Origin of the sequence: Comamonas halotolerans (genome assembly GCF_030162935.1) — a bacterium.
GTDB classification, from domain to species: domain Bacteria; phylum Pseudomonadota; class Gammaproteobacteria; order Burkholderiales; family Burkholderiaceae_C; genus Comamonas; species Comamonas halotolerans.
In genome coordinates, this window is sequence record NZ_JASAUZ010000073.1 from 142,161 (window position 1) to 164,851 (window position 22,691).

21 protein-coding genes and 1 riboswitch are annotated in these 22,691 nt (G+C 56.7%); of the genes, 12 read left to right on the forward strand and 9 right to left on the reverse strand.

The window, feature by feature from the left end:
• Positions 1–23: 23 nt before the first annotated feature.
• Positions 24–1,127 carry an FAD-dependent oxidoreductase gene (locus tag QEP11_RS18265; protein ID WP_284338062.1) on the reverse strand — a complete coding sequence of 368 codons (1,104 nt, stop codon included), beginning with the start codon at positions 1,125–1,127 and terminating at the stop codon, positions 24–26.
• Between the two features lie 291 nt (positions 1,128–1,418).
• Here QEP11_RS18265 and thiD point away from each other — a divergent pair, with 291 nt between their 5' ends.
• Positions 1,419–2,297 carry a bifunctional hydroxymethylpyrimidine kinase/phosphomethylpyrimidine kinase gene (thiD, locus tag QEP11_RS18270; RefSeq protein WP_284338063.1) on the forward strand — a complete coding sequence of 293 codons (879 nt, stop codon included), beginning with the start codon at positions 1,419–1,421 and terminating at the stop codon, positions 2,295–2,297.
• A gap of 65 nt (positions 2,298–2,362) precedes the next feature.
• On the opposite strand, the gene QEP11_RS18275 is transcribed toward thiD, so the two are convergent.
• The 3 genes from QEP11_RS18275 to QEP11_RS18285 form a co-directional block, all read right to left on the reverse strand.
• Positions 2,363–2,848, reverse strand: coding sequence for an SH3 domain-containing protein (locus QEP11_RS18275; protein ID WP_284338064.1), 486 nt, complete (start codon positions 2,846–2,848; stop codon positions 2,363–2,365).
• 208 nt (positions 2,849–3,056) lie between these two features.
• Entirely contained in the window at positions 3,057–4,355 is a 1,299-nt protein-coding gene (locus QEP11_RS18280) for a purine-cytosine permease family protein (RefSeq protein WP_284338065.1), read from the reverse strand.
• Positions 4,356–4,431: 76 nt separating this feature from the next.
• A riboswitch (TPP riboswitch) is annotated at positions 4,432–4,534 on the reverse strand.
• Between the two features lie 248 nt (positions 4,535–4,782).
• A complete protein-coding gene (locus QEP11_RS18285; protein ID WP_284338066.1) occupies positions 4,783–5,625 on the reverse strand; it encodes a DUF4184 family protein in 843 nt (280 codons plus the stop codon).
• A 663-nt stretch (positions 5,626–6,288) separates the two neighbouring features.
• Here QEP11_RS18285 and QEP11_RS18290 point away from each other — a divergent pair.
• The 4 genes from QEP11_RS18290 (at position 6,289) to QEP11_RS18305 (ending at position 10,203) form a co-directional block, all read left to right on the forward strand.
• A complete protein-coding gene (locus tag QEP11_RS18290; protein WP_284338067.1) occupies positions 6,289–6,579 on the forward strand; it encodes a hypothetical protein in 291 nt (96 codons plus the stop codon).
• A 431-nt stretch (positions 6,580–7,010) separates the two neighbouring features.
• Positions 7,011–7,730: a Crp/Fnr family transcriptional regulator gene (locus tag QEP11_RS18295; RefSeq protein ID WP_284338068.1), complete on the forward strand. Its 720-nt coding sequence runs from the start codon at positions 7,011–7,013 to the stop codon at positions 7,728–7,730.
• A gap of 6 nt (positions 7,731–7,736) precedes the next feature.
• Positions 7,737–8,837, forward strand: a complete 1,101-nt coding sequence (locus QEP11_RS18300; RefSeq protein WP_284338069.1) for a phosphotransferase — start codon at positions 7,737–7,739, stop codon at positions 8,835–8,837.
• A gap of 91 nt (positions 8,838–8,928) precedes the next feature.
• A complete protein-coding gene (locus QEP11_RS18305; RefSeq protein ID WP_284338070.1) occupies positions 8,929–10,203 on the forward strand; it encodes an acyl-CoA dehydrogenase family protein in 1,275 nt (424 codons plus the stop codon).
• A gap of 93 nt (positions 10,204–10,296) precedes the next feature.
• Here the strand turns inward: QEP11_RS18305 and QEP11_RS18310 are convergent, their stop codons facing one another.
• The 5 genes from QEP11_RS18310 to QEP11_RS18330 form a co-directional block, all read right to left on the reverse strand.
• The gene (locus QEP11_RS18310) at positions 10,297–11,082 is read right to left on the reverse strand and encodes a peptidylprolyl isomerase (protein ID WP_284338071.1); all 786 of its coding nucleotides are present in this window, start codon (positions 11,080–11,082) and stop codon (positions 10,297–10,299) included.
• A 79-nt stretch (positions 11,083–11,161) separates the two neighbouring features.
• Entirely contained in the window at positions 11,162–11,428 is a 267-nt protein-coding gene (locus tag QEP11_RS18315; RefSeq protein ID WP_284338072.1) for a BolA family protein, read from the reverse strand.
• Complete coding sequence (locus QEP11_RS18320) at positions 11,421–11,984, reverse strand: septation protein A (protein ID WP_284338073.1); 564 nt, start codon at positions 11,982–11,984, stop codon at positions 11,421–11,423. Before QEP11_RS18320 ends, QEP11_RS18315 begins: the two co-directional genes overlap by 8 nt.
• A gap of 135 nt (positions 11,985–12,119) precedes the next feature.
• Complete coding sequence (msrB, locus tag QEP11_RS18325) at positions 12,120–12,539, reverse strand: peptide-methionine (R)-S-oxide reductase MsrB (protein ID WP_284338074.1); 420 nt, start codon at positions 12,537–12,539, stop codon at positions 12,120–12,122.
• On the reverse strand, positions 12,536–14,029 hold the full coding sequence (locus QEP11_RS18330) for a protein adenylyltransferase SelO (RefSeq protein ID WP_284338075.1): 1,494 nt from the start codon (positions 14,027–14,029) through the stop codon (positions 12,536–12,538). Before QEP11_RS18330 ends, msrB begins: the two co-directional genes overlap by 4 nt.
• 205 nt (positions 14,030–14,234) lie before the next feature.
• On the opposite strand from QEP11_RS18330, the gene QEP11_RS18335 reads away from it, so the two are divergent.
• The 7 genes from QEP11_RS18335 to QEP11_RS18365 form a co-directional block, all read left to right on the forward strand.
• A complete protein-coding gene (locus tag QEP11_RS18335) occupies positions 14,235–15,881 on the forward strand; it encodes a 3-(methylthio)propionyl-CoA ligase (RefSeq protein WP_284338076.1) in 1,647 nt (548 codons plus the stop codon).
• 244 nt (positions 15,882–16,125) lie between these two features.
• Positions 16,126–17,361 (forward strand): branched-chain amino acid ABC transporter substrate-binding protein, encoded by a 1,236-nt coding sequence (locus QEP11_RS18340; RefSeq protein ID WP_284338077.1) that lies wholly within the window; start codon positions 16,126–16,128, stop codon positions 17,359–17,361.
• 101 nt (positions 17,362–17,462) lie between these two features.
• Entirely contained in the window at positions 17,463–18,416 is a 954-nt protein-coding gene (locus QEP11_RS18345; protein ID WP_284338078.1) for a branched-chain amino acid ABC transporter permease, read from the forward strand.
• 99 nt (positions 18,417–18,515) lie between these two features.
• Positions 18,516–19,781 (forward strand): branched-chain amino acid ABC transporter permease, encoded by a 1,266-nt coding sequence (locus QEP11_RS18350; protein ID WP_284338096.1) that lies wholly within the window; start codon positions 18,516–18,518, stop codon positions 19,779–19,781.
• Positions 19,781–20,560: an ABC transporter ATP-binding protein gene (locus tag QEP11_RS18355; protein WP_284338079.1), complete on the forward strand. Its 780-nt coding sequence runs from the start codon at positions 19,781–19,783 to the stop codon at positions 20,558–20,560. The genes QEP11_RS18350 and QEP11_RS18355 overlap by 1 nt, the downstream gene beginning before the upstream one ends.
• A gap of 14 nt (positions 20,561–20,574) precedes the next feature.
• Positions 20,575–21,270 carry an ABC transporter ATP-binding protein gene (locus tag QEP11_RS18360; RefSeq protein WP_284338080.1) on the forward strand — a complete coding sequence of 232 codons (696 nt, stop codon included), beginning with the start codon at positions 20,575–20,577 and terminating at the stop codon, positions 21,268–21,270.
• Positions 21,271–21,853: 583 nt separating this feature from the next.
• Positions 21,854–22,691: type VI secretion system Vgr family protein (locus tag QEP11_RS18365; RefSeq protein ID WP_284338081.1), on the forward strand; the 838-nt coding region annotated here is incomplete at its 3' end.

A 22,691-nucleotide genomic window follows, 5' to 3' on the forward strand; every position in this document is an offset into this window, starting at 1 on the left:
ACCCTGTGTCAATCAGTTAACAGTTAGGCGTTGGCGTTGCTGTGCACGGCCACATCAAATGAGGTAGCCAGTTCCGAGCTTCCGGTGCGCAGGATTTGCAATGTCACGTCCAGCATGGCTGGCGAGATCATGTAACCATGTCGGTACAGACCATTGACTTGCAAGACGCGCTCGTCAAGCCAGCGCAAGGCAGGCAGATTGTCGGGCAATGTAGGGCGGCATTGGGTGGCAATTTCCAGAATGCGGGCCTCTGCAAAACCCGAGTGCACGGTATATAGCGCACTGAGTAACTCCATGACAGAGCGCAAGCTGGCGGGCCCCATGTCGTCGGACTCGATTTCAGTAGCGCCAATCACAAAGATGTGATTTTCTTTGGGAGCGATATACAGCGGATACCGTGGATGCACCAAGCGCGTAGGGCGCTGCAATGTGACTTCTGGCGCGTGCACGCGCACCACTTCGCCGCGAATGCCGCGCAGGTCTTTCCATTGGGTGCGGGCACCCAGGCCACGGCAATCCACGACCAAATCTGGCTGGCCGCTGGCGCCGGGTGTGAAATCGGTGGTTTCGCGGGGACTGTGCCAGTGCAAGCCAACGCCCAGACGTGTGAGCGTGGTCTCCAGCGCTGCCAGCAATTGGCGATTGTCCAGTTGGCCTTCGCGGGGCAGGTAGACACCCTGGTTGAAGCGTCCTTGCAATGCTGGCTCTACCTGACGGAGGCGATCGGCGCCCAGTGCTTCCAAGGCGGGCAGGCTGGGGTTGATGCGTCGATTTTTTTCAAACAGTCCGCACAGGCGGTTGGCATCAGCGGTGTCTTGACGGTGCCATACCACCAGCGTGCCGTTTTGCTGAAAGAACACATGCTCATCCAGATGGGCAATCAGCTCTGGCCAGCGCGTCAGACCGTATTGGCCCATACGCACCACGCCAGGCTCGGTGATGGCAGACTCGGCCAGCGGTGCCAGCATGGCAGCTGCCACACGGGCTGCAGCACCATCTGCCTGTGGTCCTTTGGCTTCGAAAACTTCCACGCGATGTCCTTCACGCGCAAGCTCCAAAGCCAGTAAACGGCCCATCAAGCCAGCGCCCAGAATGGCAATGTGTGAAGGTGCGGTGAGAGCGATCATGGTCAGTATTTCGTCCGTTTGTAAGTGTCGCCGATGGACAAAACGGGCATCACAGCCTGTGACAAGCTGCCGCTCTGGTGAAACTCCCCACGCCAGCATGATCTGGATCGGGTAGCGGGGCACACATGACTGTGGTGGTTGCCCCAGGGTTTTTCTCAGCCGCACGCTGCGCAGTGAAGGCACTGCCAGCGGGACACCCCTGTTTCGTCCGCAAGCCACAATTACAGCATAGCGGGGACAACAGTGGTGCCAACATGTGAACAAGCCTTGGCTTGGGTCATAATTTTTGCCATGACTATGCAACAACTGCCCCGATGCAGTGCCACATCTTCCTTGCCGCGCTATGCGCGCGTGCTTTCCATTGCCGGCTCTGACAGCGGCGGTGGTGCAGGTATTCAGGCAGACCTGAAAACGTTCAGTGCACTTGGCTGTTATGGCATGACCGCCATTACGGCGATTACGGCCCAGAACACTTTGGGTGTTAGAGGTATTCACGGCATACCAGCCGATATGCTCAAAGCGCAGATTGATGCCGTTGTTCAGGACATCGGTGTGGATGCCGTCAAGATCGGCATGCTGCATGCACCAGACGTAGTGCAGGTGGTGGCACAGGCGATTCGTGAATACGGGATTGGACACGTGGTGCTGGACCCGGTGATGGTGGCTACCAGTGGTGACAAGCTCATTCACGACGAAACAGTCGATGTGCTGGTGCGCGAGCTATTTCCGCTGGCTTCGGTCATCACGCCGAACCTAGATGAGGCCGGTTGGTTGATTGGGCGCAAAATTGTCAATGTCTCAGAGATGGAGCCTGCTGTGCAAGCGTTGCTCAAGATGGGGGCGCAGCGCGTGTTGCTCAAAGGTGGACATTTGCCTGGTGACTGGGTGGTGGACTTGCTTGCGGGGAAAGATGGTTTGCGCAAGGAGCTGGGTTCCCAACGGATTCAAACGCACAACGGCCATGGCACAGGGTGTACGCTGTCGTCTGCGATTGCTGCGCATCTGGCCCTGGGCTTCGATCTGGAGGCAGCCGTGGAGAGCGCGCGAACCTATATCTTGGGAGCCATTGCTTCCGGTGCACAAGTGCACACAGGGCATGGGCACGGGCCTTTGAATCATGGTTTTGCACCACTGGCACAGGTCATTCTCACCAACGAAGTCATGCAGTAATTGGGCTACTGTCAGAAAGCAAAAAAGCGCCTTCAGGCGCTTTTTTGTTGATGAATAAGGGCTATTTACCAACCCCAGGCCAGTTGTTCCAGCAGCCAGCCCTCCATGCCATCAGGGGTCTTGACCTTGGCCCAGCCGTTCTTCTTTTCCAGCGTCTGGAGGATGTCGTACTTGCTCAGTTTGGTCACCACACTGTGGTTCGTTCCTGGGCCAGAGCGCAGATTGACGTTGTTGCTCTTCACCAGAAAATGTGGCTGTGTCGATGTAAGTGGTTTATGCACCCAGCCCAGAGGACCTTCAAAATCCTTGACCTGTACCCAGTCATCTTGTCGAGATACCACCTGCACGGGGTAGCCGTTGATCAGCTCCCAGGCAATGACAGCCTGGGTGGATGGCTTTGCTCGGACGTTGACTGTATTGCCCTTGATGCTCAGAAACTCTTGTGCATGAGCCAATGTAGCTGTGCAGACAAATGCACCTGTGAACAAAAGGGCAGCAAAGCCGCCACGACGTAGGTGGCGAGAGAAGTGATGGGCATAAGCGGACAACACGCGGCGATAACTCCTGTGAATGAATGTGAGGGCACTCACATGAAAAACGCAGTGCCAACAAAGGGCTGCATCATGCCTGGGTTAAACCGTGGGCTACGGTCTAAGCCCGCAAAACAATGAATCAAACCCCGACATTTTTGCGTTGTGAGCGATATTAGTCACCGATACGAGTTGGCACAACTTACACCCCTCAGAGTATTGATCTGTCCTAAGAAGTGTGCTTGCTTGGAAAGCTGCGTGCCAATACGAAACACATCAGCAAGGTAGGAAGTGCGCTGCCTGCATTGGCAAAAACCAAAGGCATGCAGTGATAAAGCGCAATACCGGCAAGCCACAAGGCGACGTAAGGCCATTGCACAGGTTGTGCATGTGCCATCCAGTTTGGAGCCTGAACCAGACGCTGTGCAGCGGGCTGCCACGCCAAGCGACCAAGAATCACGCCAAACAGTGGTACAAACACGGAGCTCAGCATCAGCAGGAAAGGCTCGATACTGTGCATGGGCAGCACCAGGGCCAGCAAAACGCAGACCACGGTCAGCAACAAGCCCCAGCGGCGCAGGCTCCAGCGCGGTGCAATGCTGTGGGCAGCCATAGCGCCGGAATAGGTGTCACCATAAGCATTGTCCACCTCATCAATCAGAATCAGAGTCAGAGCAATCAAGCCACCCTGCGCCAGCAGCAAAGCAGTCACCAGATCCTGGCTGGGCAGTGTGAGGGTGACCAGCACACCCAACCCGTAGCACCATATGTTCGCAACCGCAAAACCCAGCCATGTGCCGCGCATGGCACTGTGGCCATCTCGCCCATGACGTGCGTAGTCTGCAACCAGCGGGAGCCAGGAAATGGGCATGGCAATCACCAAGTCCATGGCGGGCAGCCAGCCCATGCCGCCCGTGCCTTCGCGCTGCCACAGACTTTGCCAGCCTTGTGTAATGGACAGGCTCACAAAGTGCCAGCTTAACCACAGCAAGGACAGCACCACCAGCGGCAGTGCAATGCGTGCAATCAACTGGCGCACAAGCTTGAGCATGGAACCACTGATCAGCAAGGCAATGACTCCGCCCCACAGCAACGTCATGGCGATGGGCCAGAAATCAGCGGTCATGGTGCCTGCCTGACGGGCAATGGCCACGCTGGCGTCGCGCATCACCACCAACTCGAACGTGCCCCATCCAATGAGCTGCACCAGGTTCAGCAGAATCGGTAATTTGGCAAACTGACGGCCATAGACGTGGGTCATTAGCGCAGCGCTGGACAGACCGGTATCACATGCGATTTTGGCCATCCAGCCAAGCAGGCCGGCACCCAACAATGATCCCAGGCAGATCGCCAGAACTGCTTGCTGGGTGGATAGTGCAGGTAGAAGATATGCCCCCACCTGCATGACCAGCAGGCCAACGCCCAAGCTGAACCACAACGCTGCATGGTCACGGGTGGAAAAAACGCGCTCTGATGGGGAGGTGGGTGAAAGCGCCTGGTTGGCAGACGCTGAAGAAGAGGAATGCATGTGTGCTCCGTAAGCCTACGAAGCAGGGGCCGTGACTGACGTGCAACCACACGCAGCATACGTGCATGCAGCTACCGGTAACCAACTACAGCTTCCCTGCGCGAGGATGATCTCAATCAGGTTCAAAGGGACTCTCTCAGCCCGCTGCTGTGACAGCAAGGGCACCCCTAGCGAATTGCCACCAAAGTGGCGGGCGGATTTTGCCTGGGGCCAAGAAAAAAGGCCAGCGCTTTGGCTGGGTTGACCTGTTTTCCTGATGTTGTTGGTTTTCTTGCAGATGGCACCGAAGCTTAGACGTGAGCTTCGAGGGGCTCTCGGCTATCTCACCCGGAAATGGTTGTTAGGTCGTACAGCTTTGCCTTCAAATTCCCATCACCAGCAGTGTTTTGCGCATGTAACAAAACAAGTACGCCGCAGTGCCCAATTCTCACGATTTGCCCGTTGTATTGCGCTGCTCCCACATGCGCAGACCATAGGCGCTGGCGAGTATGAATAGCGCAAAGGCATTGGTTGAGATTACGGCGATGCGAAAGAGATTCAAATCCTGAGGCTGCAGAACCCAGGGTTTGCCATGTCGCTCAAACAAGTATCCGATGGTGCAGGCAGCAAAAATGCTTGCTGCGAGGAGCACATAGCGAATCGGATTGGGTTGGGATGCGGTGGATGCTCGCCGCATTGCAGTGGCCTGTTTGCCAGGGCTGGTATCCAGAAGAGGCAAGCTCTTTGCCAGCCAGCGCCGATACACCAGCAATAGAGCTGTTACGCCGAGCAGGGAGCTGGCATGCTGGAGCAGATGATAGACATGCCATTGTCGCGCACCTATTTGGAATACTGGGGCTTGCAGGATGGGAAGTGCTTTGACGACAGCACTTGACGCGTGGGTGAGCGAATCCCATGCAATATGGCTTGCCGCGCCCAGCATTAATCCTAGCGCGATCCATGGCCAAGCCGCCACGGTTGTGGCTGCATTCTTCCCATGTGCAGCTGGTGGGGAAGCGTATGCAATTGCGCTGCGATGTGGCTCGGGTAGCAGGTTAATCAATGCGTCGCGTGACAGGTTCAACAGTAGCAGCACCAATCCGCCCAGTGGCAAACAGAAGACGAAAAGACCGAGCCAGGAATGTGAAAGCCTAGCCCATGGCAACTGATTCAAGTAGTACGCAAAGTCTGGAGACAGGCTGCCGATCACCAAGGCACAAAGCGGTATACGGCCCCATCCCAGACAACGAAGAGGCAGGATGGCAGCGGGGTGGGCAAAGGTCCAGGGCATCTTGCAAGCCTAGCAGACACAGCTTGTTGTTCGAGGCTTTGTGATTGCTCGTCAAGTAGTTGCTTGAGGGAATCGTGAAGTTTGACCGTGATGAACAAATAGCCTGAATTACGGACTGGGTTTGTTGTCAAAACACCTGCCGTACGAGGGTCAGGGAAGGCTGTAGCGCTCTATGACTTCAGTGTGTGATGCATGAATCGACCCGGCGTTGAAGGAGAGTTTGCGTTTTTTACAGTCTGATCCTTGTCATCTATGGAGGACATTTGCGAGGGGAACATCGAGGCTAAAAAATGAGCAGCCTGGGCCAGGTAACTGCAGCCTGCGTGTGCGCAAAGCTCACTTTGTGCTGGTCTGAGCAGTAACCGACAAGGTGCTATGGCTGAGGTGTCTGACCGCTTGTAGGGAAGTTGCCCGTTTGAACAATTCCAGTGATTCGTTTGCAGCAGGTTGAACATGCAGGCTTGACGAACTGATTGAGCATTTGCGGAGTGCACAGGTGCGTGCCGTGTAACGGTTAAGGTCACCGATCTGTACATTTTCGCAATCAAGTCCTTGGTTGATGCCTCTTGGAGGTTGCTTGTGCGATAGGGATTAGCAGGTCAGAAATGTTGCCTTGACGCTGTTGCGGCAAGACGCTGGTTCAAAGACTCTAAACTTCAGGTCATGCCAAATCTTTATGAAGCTCTGATCGGTCTTTTGCGTGAGCATTGGAAGAGTCACAACAATGCCTACCCTCAACGCATTGAGTTGAGTGCCAATGATTTCCAAGCGTTGATGGCCGAGCGCAAGCTGGTCAACGACACCATGAATTTCAAGTTAACGCCAGGCTGGGAGCAAAGCTTTCATGGCGCTGTGGTGCAGCAAGCGGATGTGAGTTGCATGGTGGATGTGAACGGTCAGCGTATTCCGGTGACATTGGGCAGCCCCGAGGTGTCAGAGAACAAGCCGGAGTAAGTTGCTATCCAGCACCGACTTACAGGTGTTGGCGTGTGATGCAGCAAAGCGGTATCGCCGGGCCAGAGATGGTTCAGGCGCTGCCGCTTTTTTATTTCCACATGGGCTGCATTGCCGGATTGGCGGTGAAGCTCCGAAGGTGTGATGCGTGCTTGGTCAATCAAGCAATTGCAGGCTGCTGCCTTTCATATTCCGCAGGGCAGAAAACTCGTTGAGAAAAAGCAGAAGACGTGGAGACAGTAATTCGCTGGAGAGGACCTGACGAGCATTTGTTTGCAAACGCCAAAGGGTTAACCCTAGGGATTTTCCATCGGTAAAGCAAAGGCTGTCACTTTTTGGACAACTTGGGGGATGTGAAGTCGTCGGAGTGTGAAATGCGCCGGTCTCTGACGCGACAATGGTTCGGTATTCAGTCACAGAAACGACAGACCATGGACGACCCGATTCTTACTATCGAAGAACGTGAAGCGATCAACTCAGGTCGCTGGTTTTCTTCACTCTCCCCTTCACTAAGGCACGACATCCTGCGATGCGCTTACGTCAAACGATTCAAAGATGGTGCACTCTTGTGTGCCCGCGGCGAAGTGCCGGAGGAATGGTTTGCGTGCGCCAAGGGCGCGGTGCGGGTGAGTTCCACATCGATCACGGGCAAGCAAATCACGCTGACCTACGTAGAGCCGGGGCTGTGGTTTGGCGATACCTCGATTTTCGACGGAGACAGACGGACACACGATGCGTATGCACACGGGCCGACCACGTTGCTGTGCGTGGCCAAGGCCGACTTCAAACGCATCCTGGCGACGCATACCGAGTTTTACGAAGCCATGTTGTGGCTGGCAGCACGTCGCATTCGCCAGCTGTACGGTTTGGTGGAAGACCTCAATACTTTGCCGTTGCGTGCACGGCTGGCCAAGCAGTTGCTGCACCTGGCGCGCAGCTACGGTATTCCCAGTCTTGCCAATGGCGAGGAAATTCGAATCGGCCTGCAGCTTGCGCAGGAAGAGTTGGCCCAGCTGCTCGGGGCATCACGCCAGCGCGTGAACCAGGAGCTCAAGGGAATGGAGCGCGAAAACATCATCCGCATCGAACCGGGCGGATTGGTGGTGCGCGACCGCGATGGGCTGCTGCGCATCGTGGAAACTGACCTTTAAAGACATATGAGCAACTTTGATCATTTTGTAGGTACCAAACCCGTCTCTGAAACACATGCTTTTGATGTGACAGCACTGAGCCAATGGATGGCGCAGCACGTGGCTGGCTTTGAAGGGCCGGTGACGGTGGAGATGTTCAAGGGTGGGCAATCCAACCCGACCTACAAACTGGTCACGCCGGGGCGCAGTTATGTCATGCGCTCCAAACCAGGGCCAGTGGCCAGATTGCTGCCTTCTGCGCATGCGATTGAGCGCGAGTTCAAGGTCATGCGTGGTCTGGCGGGCACCGATGTGCCGGTGCCGCACATGTACGCGCTGTGTGAAGATGAGGCCATCATTGGCCGCGCCTTCTACATCATGGAGTTCAAGGATGGCCGCGTGTTGTGGGACCAATCCCTGCCAGACATGAGCAACACGGAGCGTGCAGCCATCTACAACGAGATGAACCGTGTAATTGCTGCTTTGCACACTGTGGATGTGCACCAGCAAGGTCTGGCGGACTATGGCAAGCCCGGCAATTACTTTGAGCGCCAGATCAGCCGCTGGAGCAAGCAGTACGTGGCCTCCATCACGCAGCCCATTGAGGAAATGGACAAGCTGATGGCCTGGCTGCCAGCCAATTTGCCCGAGAGCGCCAAAGATGAACGCAAGGTCTCCATCGTGCATGGGGACTACCGCCTCGACAACGTCATGTTCGCGCCAGATGCAGCAAAGGTGATTGCGGTTCTGGACTGGGAGCTGTCCACGCTGGGGCACCCGCTGGCGGACTTCAGCTACCACTGCATGGCCTGGCATATCCCTGCCAGTCTGGGGCGTGGCATTGGTGGCGTGGATATTGAAGCCCTGGGTATTCCCTCAGAGGCACAGTACATGCGCCTATATTGCGAGCGCACGGGTCTGGCGACGCCGGAGCAGCTCCAGGCGGACTGGAATTTTTATCTGGCCTACAACATGTTCCGCATCGCGGCCATTTTGCAGGGCATTGCCAAACGTGTGGAGGCAGGTACGGCCTCCAGCGCGCAGGCCAAAGCATCAGGTGACACGGCACGTCCGATGGCCCAGCTGGCTTGGTCCTATGCGCAAAAACACAGCGCCAGCCAGCGCTGAATTGCAAGTCTTTCCCTTATGTGTAAGTCGGCTGCAACTGCCGGGGGCAGTGCACGCCCATGTTGGCTAGTTAAACCAAAAGGAGCGCTCCATGGACTTTGATTACTCCCCAAAAACCAAGGAATTGCAGGCACGTTTGCTGCGATTCATGGATGAGCACATCTATCCCAACGAGGAGGCATTTCATCAAGAACTGGAAGCCAACACCCAGGCAGGCAAGCGCTGGACACCACTGCAGCTGATCGAGGGGTTGAAAGACAAGGCCAAAGAGCAGGGCTTGTGGAACCTGTTTTTGCCAAAAGATTCTGCCGAGATCGCAGGGGTGCAGGGTGCAGGTCTGACAAATCAGGAGTACGCGCCGTTGGCCGAAATCATGGGGCGTGTGGGCTGGGCATCGGAGGTGTTCAACTGTTCAGCACCAGATACCGGCAATATGGAGACCATCGCGCGATATGGCACTGCAGAACATCGTGAGCAATGGCTCAAACCTCTGCTCAATGGCGAGATCCGGTCTGCATTTGCCATGACGGAGCCCGAGGTGGCCTCCAGCGATGCCACAAATATCTGCACGCGCATTGAGCGCCAGGGAGATGAATATGTGATCAATGGTCACAAGTGGTGGATTTCTGGTGCGGGTGACCCACGCTGCGCCATCTACATCACCATGGGCAAGACCGATCCCGAGGCAGCCAGGCACTCGCAGCAAAGCATGGTGCTGGTGCCCGCAAACACGCCCGGTGTGCGTGTGGTGCGCCCCTTGAGTGTGCTGGGCTATGACGATGCACCCCATGGTCATATGGAAATGTATTTCGACAATGTACGGGTGCCAGCCAGTAATGTGCTGCTGGGTGAGGGCCGAGGCTTTGAGATTGCTCAGGGCCGTTTGGGCCCTGGTCGCATCCACCACTGCATGCGCCTGATCGGGCAGGCAGAACGTGCGCTGGAGTTGATGTGCAAGCGCGCATCCAGCCGTGTGGCATTTGGCAAGACGATTGCGCAGCAAACCGTAACCCAGGAGCGCATTGCCGAAGCTCGCTGCCGCATCGACATGGCGCGTCTGCTGACACTCAAGGCCGCCTGGATGATGGATACCGTTGGCAACAAGGTTGCTCGCACTGAAATTGCCATGATCAAGGTGGTGGCGCCCAAGCTCGCCTGCGATGTGATTGACTGGGCCATGCAAGTGCACGGTGGCGGTGGCATGAGCCAGGATTTTCCGCTGGCGCACGCGTATGCCAATTCGCGCACACTGCGTTTTGCTGATGGCCCGGACGAGGTGCACCGCAATGCGATTGCTAAATGGGAGCTGGGCAAGTACGGCAATTACGGTCGTGATGCCCAAGTTCCAATCACGCGCGGTGCCTGAGTGATGCCTGATCTGCTTTGACTGAAATAGCAGTTCAGGCCACAAAAAAAGCGACCCAGCGGGTCGCTTTTTTTAGCTGAAGCCGGGTGCGGCTTATTCAACCTTGGCCTTGGCCCGCAGCTCTTCCTGGAACTGCATCATCTTCTGCTGTTGCAGCTGTTCTGCAATCTGAGGCTTGACATCGTCCAGAGCTGGCATTTGCGCATCGCGCATATCATCCACGCGGATGATGTGCCAGCCGAACTGGCTCTTCACAGGCGCATCGCTGAGGCCGCCTTTTTTCAGCTTGAGCATGGCTTCCGTGAATTCAGGCACATAGTTGGCAGGGCTGGCCCAGCCCAGATCACCACCTTGGGCGCCCGATCCAGGATCCTTGGACTCTTTCTTGGCGATGTCTTCAAACTTTTTGCCAGCCTTGAGTTCTGCAATGATGGCCTTGGCGCGATCTTCCGATTCGACCAGAATGTGGCGAGCACGGTATTCCTTGCCAGCGTTGGCTGTGATGAACTTGTCGTATTCAGCCTTGATTTCGGCGTCAGAGACAGGGTTCTTCTTCTGGTAGTCCGTGAACAGTTCGCGGATCAGGATGGTCTCGCGCGCCAGTTGCATTTGCTGTTTGAAGTCTGGGGTTGCATCCAAGCCGCGCTTGGCAGCTTCTTGCATGAAGACTTCACGCGCAATGATTTCTTCCTTGATCTGCTCATCCATCTCAGCAGGAACCTGGCGGCCCGAGCGCTCGATTTGCTGCTTCAGAGCTGTGACACGCTCCATGGGAACGGCCTTGCCATTAACAATGGCCAAGTTTTGCGCAGAAGCCGAAAGGGCGGCTGTGCCCAACACAGCGACAGCCACGAGGCTGGGCAAAAGCTGTTTTTTCATGCGGAAATCCAAGAAAAAGATTAGAGGTTGGTGCTTACCAACGACCGTTGGCAAGTCTTGAAGACTTTCAATCGTATGCTCAGAGCACTTCAATTGCCAGGGCATGCAGGCCCTGGTCGATAAAGTGTTGCAATGCATCATACACAAGCCGATGCTGTGCAACGCGGCGCTTGCCTTCAAAAACCGGAGCGGCTATGCGCACGCGAAAGTGCGTACCGAATCCTGTTCCGTTTGCGCCAGCGTGGCCGGCGTGGGCCGCACTTTCGTCAATGACTTCCAGCTGGCTGGGCGCGAGCTTGTCACGTAGAGCCTGCTCGATGGCAGCAGCAGTGATGGTTTCAGTCATTGCTGGGCTCCTTGCTGCTGGTGTGCTCTGGCTCTTTCAGGTAACGCCCCAGGTATAGGGCTTGGCCCACCACAAACACCAGCATCAGTCCGATGCCACCAAACATCTTGAAGTTTACCCAGGTGTCGGTGTCAAAGTTGAAGGCCACCCACAGATTGAGCACGCCCATGACAGCAAAAAAGCCTGTCCATGCCCAGTTAAGGGTGTTCCACACGGGCTCGGGAAGCTGCATCTGAGCGCCCATCAAGCTCTTGATGAAATTCTTTCTGAACAACACCAGACCGATAAGCAAGACACCGCCCATCAACCAGTACAGCACAGTGGGTTTCCATTTGATGAAGTTTTCATCATGGGCCAGCAAGGTGGCGCCACCGAACAGCACAATCACGCCCAGGCTGACCCACTGCATGGTTTCCACTTTGCCGTGCTTGAAGCGCAGGTAGGCAATTTGCACAATGGTGGCCACAATGGCCACCGCTGTTGCGGCGTAGATACCCCAGACCTTGAAGGCTGCAAAAAATAAAATGATGGGGAAGAAATCGATCAGCAGTTTCATGAAAAACGGTGGGGCTGTGCACAGCCCTCAGTCATGCGGAAAAGGGTCAAGCATGCCATAGCGCAGGCGTGGTGCTGACACTAAAACCTGCAGCTTGCAGGATTTAGTGCAGCAGGTCTCTGTTGAGCGTCTGGCTTACTCGCTATCAGGCGGTGCCTGGAAGTTGAGCGAAGCTGAATTCATGCAGTAACGCAGACCTGTTGGCTGTGGCCCGTCTTCAAATACATGGCCCAGGTGGGCGCCACATTGGCTGCACACTGTTTCGGTGCGGACCATATTGTGGCTGTGGTCCACAATTTCCTTGATGGCACCGGGCACGGCCTGGTAGAAGCTGGGCCAGCCGCAGCCTGCGTCAAATTTGGTCACCGAGTCAAACAGCTTGGCACCACAGCAGATGCAGTGGTAGCTGCCGTCAGCCCAGAACTGTTCGTATTTGCCGGTGAAAGGACGCTCCGTGGCTGCGTGACGCGTGACCTGGTAGGCGACGGGCTCGGCGCCTTGGGCCTGCAAGGCTTCAAGCCATTGAGCATCGGTTTTCTGGATAGGGTAGGTCATGAGGAACAACTGATTGCAATGGACGAAGCCCAGTCGGGCGGGAAATCAGCCCAGGCGCTGTGCGCAGGGTGATCACTGAATGGCTGGCTGAGCACATGGTGCAATGATTGCACCACGCTGTAATCACCTGCTTGCGCAGCGCGAATGGCCAATTCGCCGACGTGGTTGCGCAAGACAAAAGCAGGGTTGGTGCGAAGCATCAGATCGGTATCAATATGCTGCCCTGACTGCGTAGCCAGCGCTTGATAGCTGAGCAGCCAGCGATCAAAAGCCTCTGTGTCCAGAAATAGCTCACGGGTGCTTTCAAAGTTGCCGTCCTGCGCGGAATGAGATAGGCGGCGCCAGAAGATGGTGTGGTCAATGCGGTTGGCTGCCAGGATTTCCAGCAACTGACCAATCACCGGAGTGCTTGCAGCATCCTGGGAGTCTGCGGTCAGCGGCAGCCCCAGTTTGGCGCACATGCGTTGGCGAAATGCGTTGCTGAATGTGGGGCGGTATGCTTCCAGGGCCTGCACGGTGATTTCTTCATCGTCAATCAGCGGCAGCAATGCCTGCCCCAGACAGAACAGATTCCAGTACGCCACCTGTGGCTGCTTGTGAAAGGCGTAGCGGCCTTGATGGTCGCTGTGGTTGCAGATATGCGCAGGGTCAAAGGCATCGAGAAACTGAAACGGCCCATAGTCGATGGTCAGCCCCAGAATGCTCATATTGTCAGTGTTCATCACACCGTGGCAAAAGCCTACGGCCTGCCAGTGGGCCAGCATCTGGGCCGTACGCTGCCCCACTGCGTAAAGCAACGCGGCATAGGCATTGCCCTGACTGGAGCCGCCTGTGTTGGCCCAGCCGTGCTTGCATTCAGGGTAGTAGCGCTCAATGACGTAGTCAGCCAGCTCGCGCAGTTCATCTTGCATATCGCGTGCGGCAAAGTGCTCAAAATGCCCAAAGCGCACAAAACTCGGGGCGGCACGGGTGACAACGGCCGCTGTCTCCGCTGTTTCCCTATATACCGGAGCGTCTGAAGCGGTCAGGCATAAGGCGCGTGTGCTGGGTATACCCAGTGCGTGCATGGCTTCGCTGCATAAAAATTCACGGATGCTTGAGCGCAACACGGCGCGTCCATCGCCTCCACGAGAGTAGGGTGTGCGTCCTGCGCCTTTGAGCTGCAGCTCCCAGCCTGAAGCAGTCTCTCCGAGATGGATGGCCCGGCCATCGCCCAGCTGTCCGGCCCATACACCAAACTGGTGGCCGCTGTAGACACTGGCATAAGGCTGACTGCCTGGCAGCACGGCATTGCCTGTGAAAGCCTGCAAAGCCAGATCGGATTCTAGAAAGCCGTCGGGCAAACCCGCCAGTGCAGCAACGTCCGGGCTTCGGGCGACCCACTGGGCGTTGGGCAGCGGTGTTGGCTGCAGGTGGGTAACAAAGGCTGTTCCCAGGCGGGCAAAGCCTGGTTGCCATGTGATGGCGGGGGATCCGGCGGTGGAATGCATTTGGTCATTGTGTCCAAGTCACGAATCCCTTTGGGTTTTAGGCAATCTGCCTGAAAAGCCGCCCAACTGGCACATGGGCGACATATGCCTACAGGAAAGCCCGTGTTCTGCTTGGCAAAACCTGCGCTTAGGATGTGTGCACAAAAGTGCTGGCTGGCGCCTGGGCGCGCATGGCGGCACTTCACAACATAAAAGGAGCATATCCATGCAAGGATTGATGCAGAACCAGCAATTGCTGATCTCGTCGTTGATAGAGTTTGCCGGGCGCCACCATCGTGATGCAGAAATCGTCTCGCGCCGCGTGGAAGGCGACATCCATCGCTATACCTACGCAGATCTGGCAGGTCGTGCCAAACAACTGGCCAATGCCCTGGACGAGATGAAGCTGGCGCACGGTGACCGTGTGGCATCGATTGCCTGGAACGGCTACCGGCACATGGAGATGTACTTTGGTGTCAGTGGTTCTGGCCGGGTGTTGCACACCATCAATCCTCGACTGCATCCGGATCAGGTCGCGTGGATTGTCAACCATGCCGAAGATCAGGTGCTGTGCTTTGATATGACTTTTCTGCCTTTGGTGCAGGCCGTGCATGCAAAGTGCCCTATGGTACGCCAGTGGGTGGCACTGTGCGATGCAGAAAAACTGCCCGTAGACAGCGGCATCCCGGGCCTGATCAGCTATGAGGCATGGATTGCCGATCAGAGCAAAAACTACCGTTGGCCTCAGCTTGATGAAAACACGGCCTCCAGCATGTGCTACACCAGTGGCACTACGGGCAATCCGAAAGCAGCGCTGTACAGCCACCGCTCTACCGTGCTGCATGCCTACGCGGCGGCACTGCCGGATGTGATGGGACTTTCGGCACGTGATGCCGTACTGCCTGTGGTGCCCATGTTCCACGTCAACGCATGGGGCATTCCTTACTCGGCGGCTTTGACAGGTGCCAAGGTGGTCTTTCCCGGGCCAGCCCTGGATGGCAAATCCCTGTACGAACTGATCGAATCCGAAGGCGTCACCTATGCCGCTGGCGTGCCTACAGTGTGGCAAATGCTGCTGGGGCATGTGCAGCCCAACGGCCTCAAATTCAGCACGCTGCGCCGCACGGTAATTGGTGGCGCAGCCTGCCCGCCCGCCATGATCACTGCTTTTGAAGAGGGTCTGGATGTGAAGGTGCTGCATGCCTGGGGCATGACTGAAATGAGCCCGCTGGGCACGTTGTGCACGCTCAAGAACAAGCACTTGAATTTGTCCAAGGAAGAGCAGTTCAGACTCAACCAGAAGCAAGGCCGTGCCATTTATGGCGTGGAGATGAAGATTGTCGACAGTGAGGGCAAGGAGCAACCCTGGGATGGCAAAACCTATGGTGACCTGCTGGTGCGCGGCCCATGGATTCTGGAGCGCTACTTCAAGGGCGACAGCCCACTGGTGAAAGACGAGCAAGGGCTGGGCTGGTTCCCCACTGGCGACGTGGCCACCATCGATGAAGATGGGTTTATGCAGATCACCGATCGCACCAAAGACGTCATCAAGTCTGGTGGGGAATGGATCAGTTCAATCGACATTGAAAACATTGCCATGGGCCATCCCGCTGTAGCCATGGCTGCGTGCATTGGCATGCCGCACCCCAAGTGGGATGAGCGCCCCATCATTGCCGTGACCAAAAAAGCTGGGGCAGAAGTGACTCGTGAAGAACTGCTGGCCTTCTATGAAGGCAAAACTGCGAAATGGCAGATTCCAGATGATGTGGTATTCATGGACGCGATTCCCTTGGGCGCTACAGGAAAGATGCTCAAAACCAAGCTGCGTGAGCAGCTCAAGGACTACAAGCTGCCATCTCTGACAGCAGCTTGATCACGCAAACCGCCGCTTCGCCTGCTTCGCAGAGCACCAAGCGATGGCCCGACTTGAGACAGGAGAAGCATCTCCAGTCTTGAGCGGTCTAGCGATGGGTGCTCTTTTTTGATGCGTGTTCTTACGGAGGGGGATATTCCCGAGAGTGAAACCACCATGCGGTTTTTTCCCCGGGCTCACTACGCTTGCAGGGTGTTCCGGTGAAGTTCCAACCCACCTCATTCCTACGAATCAGGAGACAAGCATGCAGTTTGTGTTGAAGACCGTGGCCGCTTCCGTATTGCTCAGTGGCGCAGGTGCCTCGCTGGCGCAACAAGGTGAGACCGTCAAGATTGCCTGGCTGGATCCTTTGTCAGGGCTGATGGCGGCACTTGGCACGAATCAAATGAAGAGCTGGCAGTATCTGGCCGAGGAGTTCAGTAAAAACAATGCGGCGGGAGTGAAGTTTGAAATCATTCCGATCGACAACAAACTCAGTCCCCAGGAAACCACCAGCGCACTGCGCTCCGCCATGGACCAGGGCGTGCGCTATGTGGTGCAGGGTAACGGCTCGGGTCCTGCGCTGGCCATCATCGATGCGCTGGAAAAGCACAATGCTCGCAACAAGGGCAAGGAAGTGCTGTACCTGAACTATGCTGCGGTTGACCCAGATCTGACCAACAGCAAATGCAGTTACTGGCATTTCCGTCTGGATGCTGACACATCCATGAAGATGGAGGCACTGACCACCTATATGAAAGACCTTCCAGATGTGAAGAAGGTCTATCTGATCAATCAGAACTACGCGCACGGTCATCAGGTCAGCAAGTACGCCAAGGAGATGCTCAAGCGCAAACGTCCCGACGTGGAAATCGTTGGGGACGATATGGCACCCTTGGCGCAGGTGCGTGACTTTGCTCCCTATATTGCCAAGATCAAGCAGTCTGGGGCGGACAGTGTGATCACCGGCAACTGGGGTTCGGATCTGGCACTGCTGATCAAGGCTGCCAACGATGCGGGTCTGAACAACGTCAAGTTCTATACCTACTACGGCGTTGCGACCGGCGCGCCCACCGCCATGGGGGCATCGGCAGCAGGCAAGGTGTACGTGGTGGGTTACTCCTACACCAATATGCCTGGGCCGATCAACAACATCATTAAAGGGTTCAAGGCCAAGGTCAACGATGACATGTACACCGCAGCCGTGTATCACGGCTATGCCATGTTGACCGAGGCCTTCCAGCGTGCAAAGAGCACCGACCCGGTGAAGGTGGCCGCCGTGATGGAAGGCATGAAGTTCAAGAGCTTCAACGGCGAAGTGGAAATGCGCAAGAGTGACCACCAGTTGCAGCAAGGCTTGTACATCAGCCGCTGGGAAAAAACCGATGCCGAGAATCCGCTGGACCACGAAAACACGGGCTATACCTTCAAACAGGTGAAGTACTTTGAGCCGTATGTGGCCAGCACGCCCACATCGTGCGTCATGAAACGCCCCTCCTGAGCACTGAGAGCCAGCGGGTTGCAGCCCATCTGATGCGCAACCCGCTTCTTGCGCCGTGGCGCTGCCAGTCACCACGTTCTTTCTTTGCACGGGCAGGATCGATGAATCTTGAATTCTTTGTTATCTCCATGCTCAACGGCATCAGCTACGGCTTGTTGCTGTTCATGTTGAGTTCGGGTCTCACACTTATCTTCAGCATGATGGGGGTGCTCAATTTCGCGCACACCAGCTTTTACATGCTGGGCGCGTATTTTGGCTACATGCTTTCCGGTGTGATTGGCTTTTGGGCTGCACTGGTGATTGCGCCTTTGCTGGTTGGCATGCTGGGCGCGGTGTTTGAGCGCTACAGTCTGCGCAAGGTGCACAAATACGGCCATGTACCAGAGTTGCTGGTCACCTTTGGCTTGTCTTATCTGATATTGGAAGTGGTGCAACTGGTGTGGGGCCGCAGTGCCGTGCCTTACGGCCTGCCGACAGCGCTACAAGGTCCGCTGTTCACGCTGTACGGCACGCAGTTTCCCAAATCACGCTCATTCATCATGCTGGTGGCCTTGCTCATGTTGCTGGCCGTGTGGTTGTTGCTGACGCGCACGCGCATTGGCCTGGTGATTCAGGCTGCGTTGAAGAATCCTGAAATGGTGGAAGCGCTGGGGCACAACGTGCCCCGGGTGTTCATGCTGGTGTTTGGTGGTGGCTGCGCACTGGCCGGGTTGGCAGGCGTGATCGGCGGCAACACCTATATGACGGAGCCGTCCATGGCCATGTCGGTCGGCTCCATCATTTTTGTAGTGGTGGTCGTGGGTGGCCTGGGATCCCTGGCAGGTGCTTTCCTGGCGTCGCTTCTGATCGGCATTGTGCAGACCTTCGCGGTGGCGCTGGATTATTCGTGGGCCTCGATGTTCAACGCGCTCGGTATGCACATTACCCCCGATAGCTTTGGCTGGCCCGTACTCAGCCTCACGATCTCGCAGATGGCGCCCATCCTGCCATATCTGTTCCTGGTACTCATGCTCATCTTTCGCCCCAAGGGCTTGATGGGTACGCGCGAGGGTTAAGCCATGTCTGCCATTCCACTCTCGCAGGTCAGGCCGCAAGCCACACTGCCCGCAGCGCCATCCAGCCATGAAGTGCCCCGCTACTACCGGTTCAAACCCATGAATGTGGGGCGTATTGTGGTGTGGAGCGTGTTTGCGCTGTTGCTGATCATTGCACCTCTGGTGTTCACCAGTTCATTGGGGTTGACCATGCTCAGCCAGATGGGCTACGCCATCATCATTTGTCTGTCCTACAACATCTTGCTGGGGCAAGGCGGCATGCTCAGCTTTGGACATGCGGTCTATACCGGGCTGGGGTCGTTCATTGCCATCCACGCCATGAACCGCGCCGCAGATGGCAGTTTGCCCATTCCTGTGTGGCTCATTCCCATTGTGGGTGGCGTGGCAGGCATGTTCTTTGCCGCGCTGCTGGGCTGGGTGACGACCAAAAAGTCTGGCACCACCTTTGCCATGATCACGCTGGGGGTGGGAGAGCTTGTTGCCTCCATGGCGCTGATGTTTCCGGGCTTTTTTGGTGGGGAGGGCGGTATCACCACCGACCGTGTCTACGGCACGCCCTTGCTGGGCTGGGACTTTGGCCCGGGCATTCAGGTGTACTACCTGATTGCGGTGTACTGCTTTATTTGCACGGCCTTGATGTTTGCCTTCACCACCACGCCCCTGGGGCGCATGCTCAACGCGGTGCGCGACAACCCGGAGCGCGTCGCTTTTGTGGGCTACAACCCGCAGCGCGTACGCTACTTCGGGTTCATCATTGCAGGCTTTTTTGCAGGTGTGGGCGGGGGACTGGCAGCCATCAATTTCGAGATCGTGACGGCCATGGACAGCGTGAGCATCATTCGCTCAGGCACGTATTTGCTCTTCACTTTTCTCGGTGGAGCCACCTTCTTCTTTGGCCCCATCATTGGTGGCGTGCTGATGGTGATTGCCACGGTGTTTCTGTCTGAAATCACCAAGGCATGGATGCTCTATCTGGGGCTGGTCTTCCTGTTCATGGTGATGTACGCGCCCGGCGGGATTGCCAGCCTGATCATGATGAATCTACGTCTGGCCAAATACGGCAAGCTGGGCCGCATGGTGGGTGCCTATCTGGCGCTGGCGGGCACCGGCATCGCCATGCTGGTGGGACTGGCGGCGCTGGTGGAGATGCTCTATCACCTGCAGCTCAACAGCGCCATGGGCAGTGAGCTGCAATTCATGGGCAGCACCCTCAATGTCCATCATCTGGAAAGCTGGCTGGGCGCTGGCCTGATTTTTCTGACTGGTTTGGGGCTGTTCGAGCTGGTGCGCCGAGAGTATGTGCGCCAGTGGGGGCAGATTCAGGAAGAGATCGAGCACGATATTCAGCGCGCGGAGGGCATGTGATGCAGACAACACCTTATGCACTGGAGCTGCGCGATCTGTACAAAAGCTTTGGCAAGACCGAAATCATTCGGGGCGCGAATCTGGCAGTGCAGGCCGGAGAGCGTGTGGCCATCATCGGCCCCAATGGCGCAGGCAAAAGTACCTTGTTCAATCTGATCAGCGGGCGTTTTGCGCCTAGCAGTGGTGAGGTGCTGCTGCACGGCCAGCGTATTGACGGCAAGCAGGCCTACGAAATTAATCGCGCAGGGCTTTCGCGCAGCTTTCAGATCACCAACATCTTTCCCAAGCTCAGCGTGTTTGAAAACCTGCGCTGTGGCGTCTTGTGGAGCATGGGCTACCGCTACACCTTTTTGCGCTTTCTCTCGCGCATGGATGCCGTCAATGAACGTGCCAAACAATTGATGGAGCAAATCGGCCTGCAGAAAAAATGCGACGTACTGGCCGTGAATCTGACCTATGCCGAGCAACGTGCACTGGAGATCGGCATCACCATTGCAGGAGGTGCCAGTGTGGTGCTGCTCGATGAGCCCACCGCTGGCATGAGCAACAGTGAAACTGCGCGTTTCATCGAGCTGATTCGTGAAGTCACCATCGGCAAAACGCTGCTGACCGTGGAGCATGACATGGGGGTGGTTTTTGGACTGGCTGACAAGATTGCCGTGGTGGTCTATGGCGAGGTGATTGCGTTTGACACGCCCGAGAAAGTGCGTGCTGACCCACGCGTGCAAGAAGCATATCTGGGCTCTTCTGTGGCCGATGAGCAGGCAGCGCTGCATTGAGAGGGAAATGCGCCATGTTGAAGGTCAATAATCTGCACGCCTACTACGGCAAAAGCCATGTGCTGCACGGAGTGGACTTTGCCGTCCAGGCCGGTGAAATCGTGGCCTTGCTGGGGCGCAACGGCTCGGGCCGCTCCACCACGGCCAAAGCCATCATGGGCCTGGTGGACTGGGAGGGCGATATCGAGTGGAAGCAGCAGCGCCTGGACGGCAAAAAGGCATTCGAGATTGCGCATCTGGGCCTGGGCTATGTGCCTGAAAGCCGCGATGTGTTTCCCAACCTCACGGTGCACCAGAATCTGTTGCTGGGTCAAAAGGGCAGGGGCAAAGGCAGTCGCTGGGGCTTTGACGATATGTATGCCATGTTTCCGCGCCTCAAGGAGCGTCAGCACACCGAAGCCGGTGTGATGTCAGGCGGTGAGCAGCAAATGCTGACCCTGTGCCGTACCCTGATGGGCGACCCGGATCTCATCATCATCGATGAACCCACCGAAGGGCTGGCCCCCAAAATTGTGGAACTGGTGGGCGAATACCTGAAAAAGATCAAGGAGCGCGGTGTGTCCGTGCTGCTCATTGAGCAAAAACTCACGATTGCCATGCGCATCTCTGATCGTGCGCTGGTCATGGGGCACGGCACAGTGGTGTTTGACGGCACGCCCACGTCACTCAGCGCCAATCAGCGCATTCGCAAGGAATGGCTGGAAGTTTAGGGGCAGTGTAGATCGGGTGGGCGGAGCAGCAGTACAGCGTAGAGCCGTTTGAAGGTGGCACCTAACGCTTGAATTCGCCACTGCTTGCTGCCGTTCAACATAACGATGCCAATGATTCCCCATACCTACCAGCTGCAGATTGGTCAGCTGGAACCGCCTTGGCTCCTATCAGCCTGAATGCGCAATAGGGGGCGGGGATCTGGGCGCAGGGTGGTAGACGGTATGTCTATATGAGGTTTGGGCTGCTGATTAGGCTGCTTTGGCGGCACTTGCTGGCAGCAAACCCGTCGTCTCGCAGGAGTCCGCGAGTCGAACCAGCTGCATAGCCTCAGGCGCAATGCATGGCGCGCCAGAGCAGGGGCCCAGCCAGAAAGTGCCCTCACTGTAGCGCTCAGGCAGCAAGTGCTCACTCGTATTGCCAGGCAACTGTCCATCTATTGCGCTAGCGCACAAGCTTGTTGGTTCTGGCTGCTACAAAAGGCGATTGCTGCCTGTCTGCAAGCTCGGTTGCGTGAACGCATCAAGCCAAAGGCAGCACAGCCAATCCGACGATCCCTCTTCCCTAGCCTGATTCAGATCGCCCATGCCCAGCATCACCGAGACCTTATGGAGCCACAGCAACCTTAGCGCCACACTGCCCCGCCAGCACGCTCGATTGCTGCAGCTGCAGCTTCCTGATGGTGCACAAGCTCCGGCCCTGGTTGTTGAGCGCATGAGTGGTCGCGAAGGCATCAATGCACTGTTTGCATTCGAGATTGACACCCTGTGCGCCGATGCAAGCTTTGACCCGGGCACCCTCATTGGCCAGGAGCTGACACTGCGCGTGCTTAAAGCCGATGGCAGCTATCGGGCCTGGCACGGCATGCTGACAGGTTGCGATGCCCTGGGAGGCGACGGCGGCCTTGCCTGCCACCGGCTGTATCTGAGGCCCTGGCTTGCGGCACTCGCACTGCGCCGTGACAGCTATGTCTGGGGCCAGCAAACGCTGCCAGACATCCTGGCGGACATTTTTGCGAATTACCCCAACGCCTGCTTTCAGATACAGGCCCAGCAAGCCTTCAAGCCCTATCCCACACGCGTGCAGTACCACGAGAGCGACCTTGACTTCGTGCTGCGCCTGCTGGCCGATGAAGGTCTGAGCTTGCGCTTTGAACACGAGCAAGAGCAGACAAGCACAGGCGATGCGCCACAAGCCCCCTCTCGCCACCGGCTGGTCATTTTTGATGCGCGCAATGAGCTGCCCAGCTATGCACACAGCCCCATCCGTTTTCACCGCATCGATGCCACAGAAAGCAGCGACAGCATCAGCCACCTGGAGGCTCAGCGCCAAACAATTGCCTCCAGCATCAGCGTAGCCTCGTGGAACCACGCCCGCTTGCATGCCCCCAGCGCGCAAGTGCGCTCGGTGCTGGAGCTCGGCC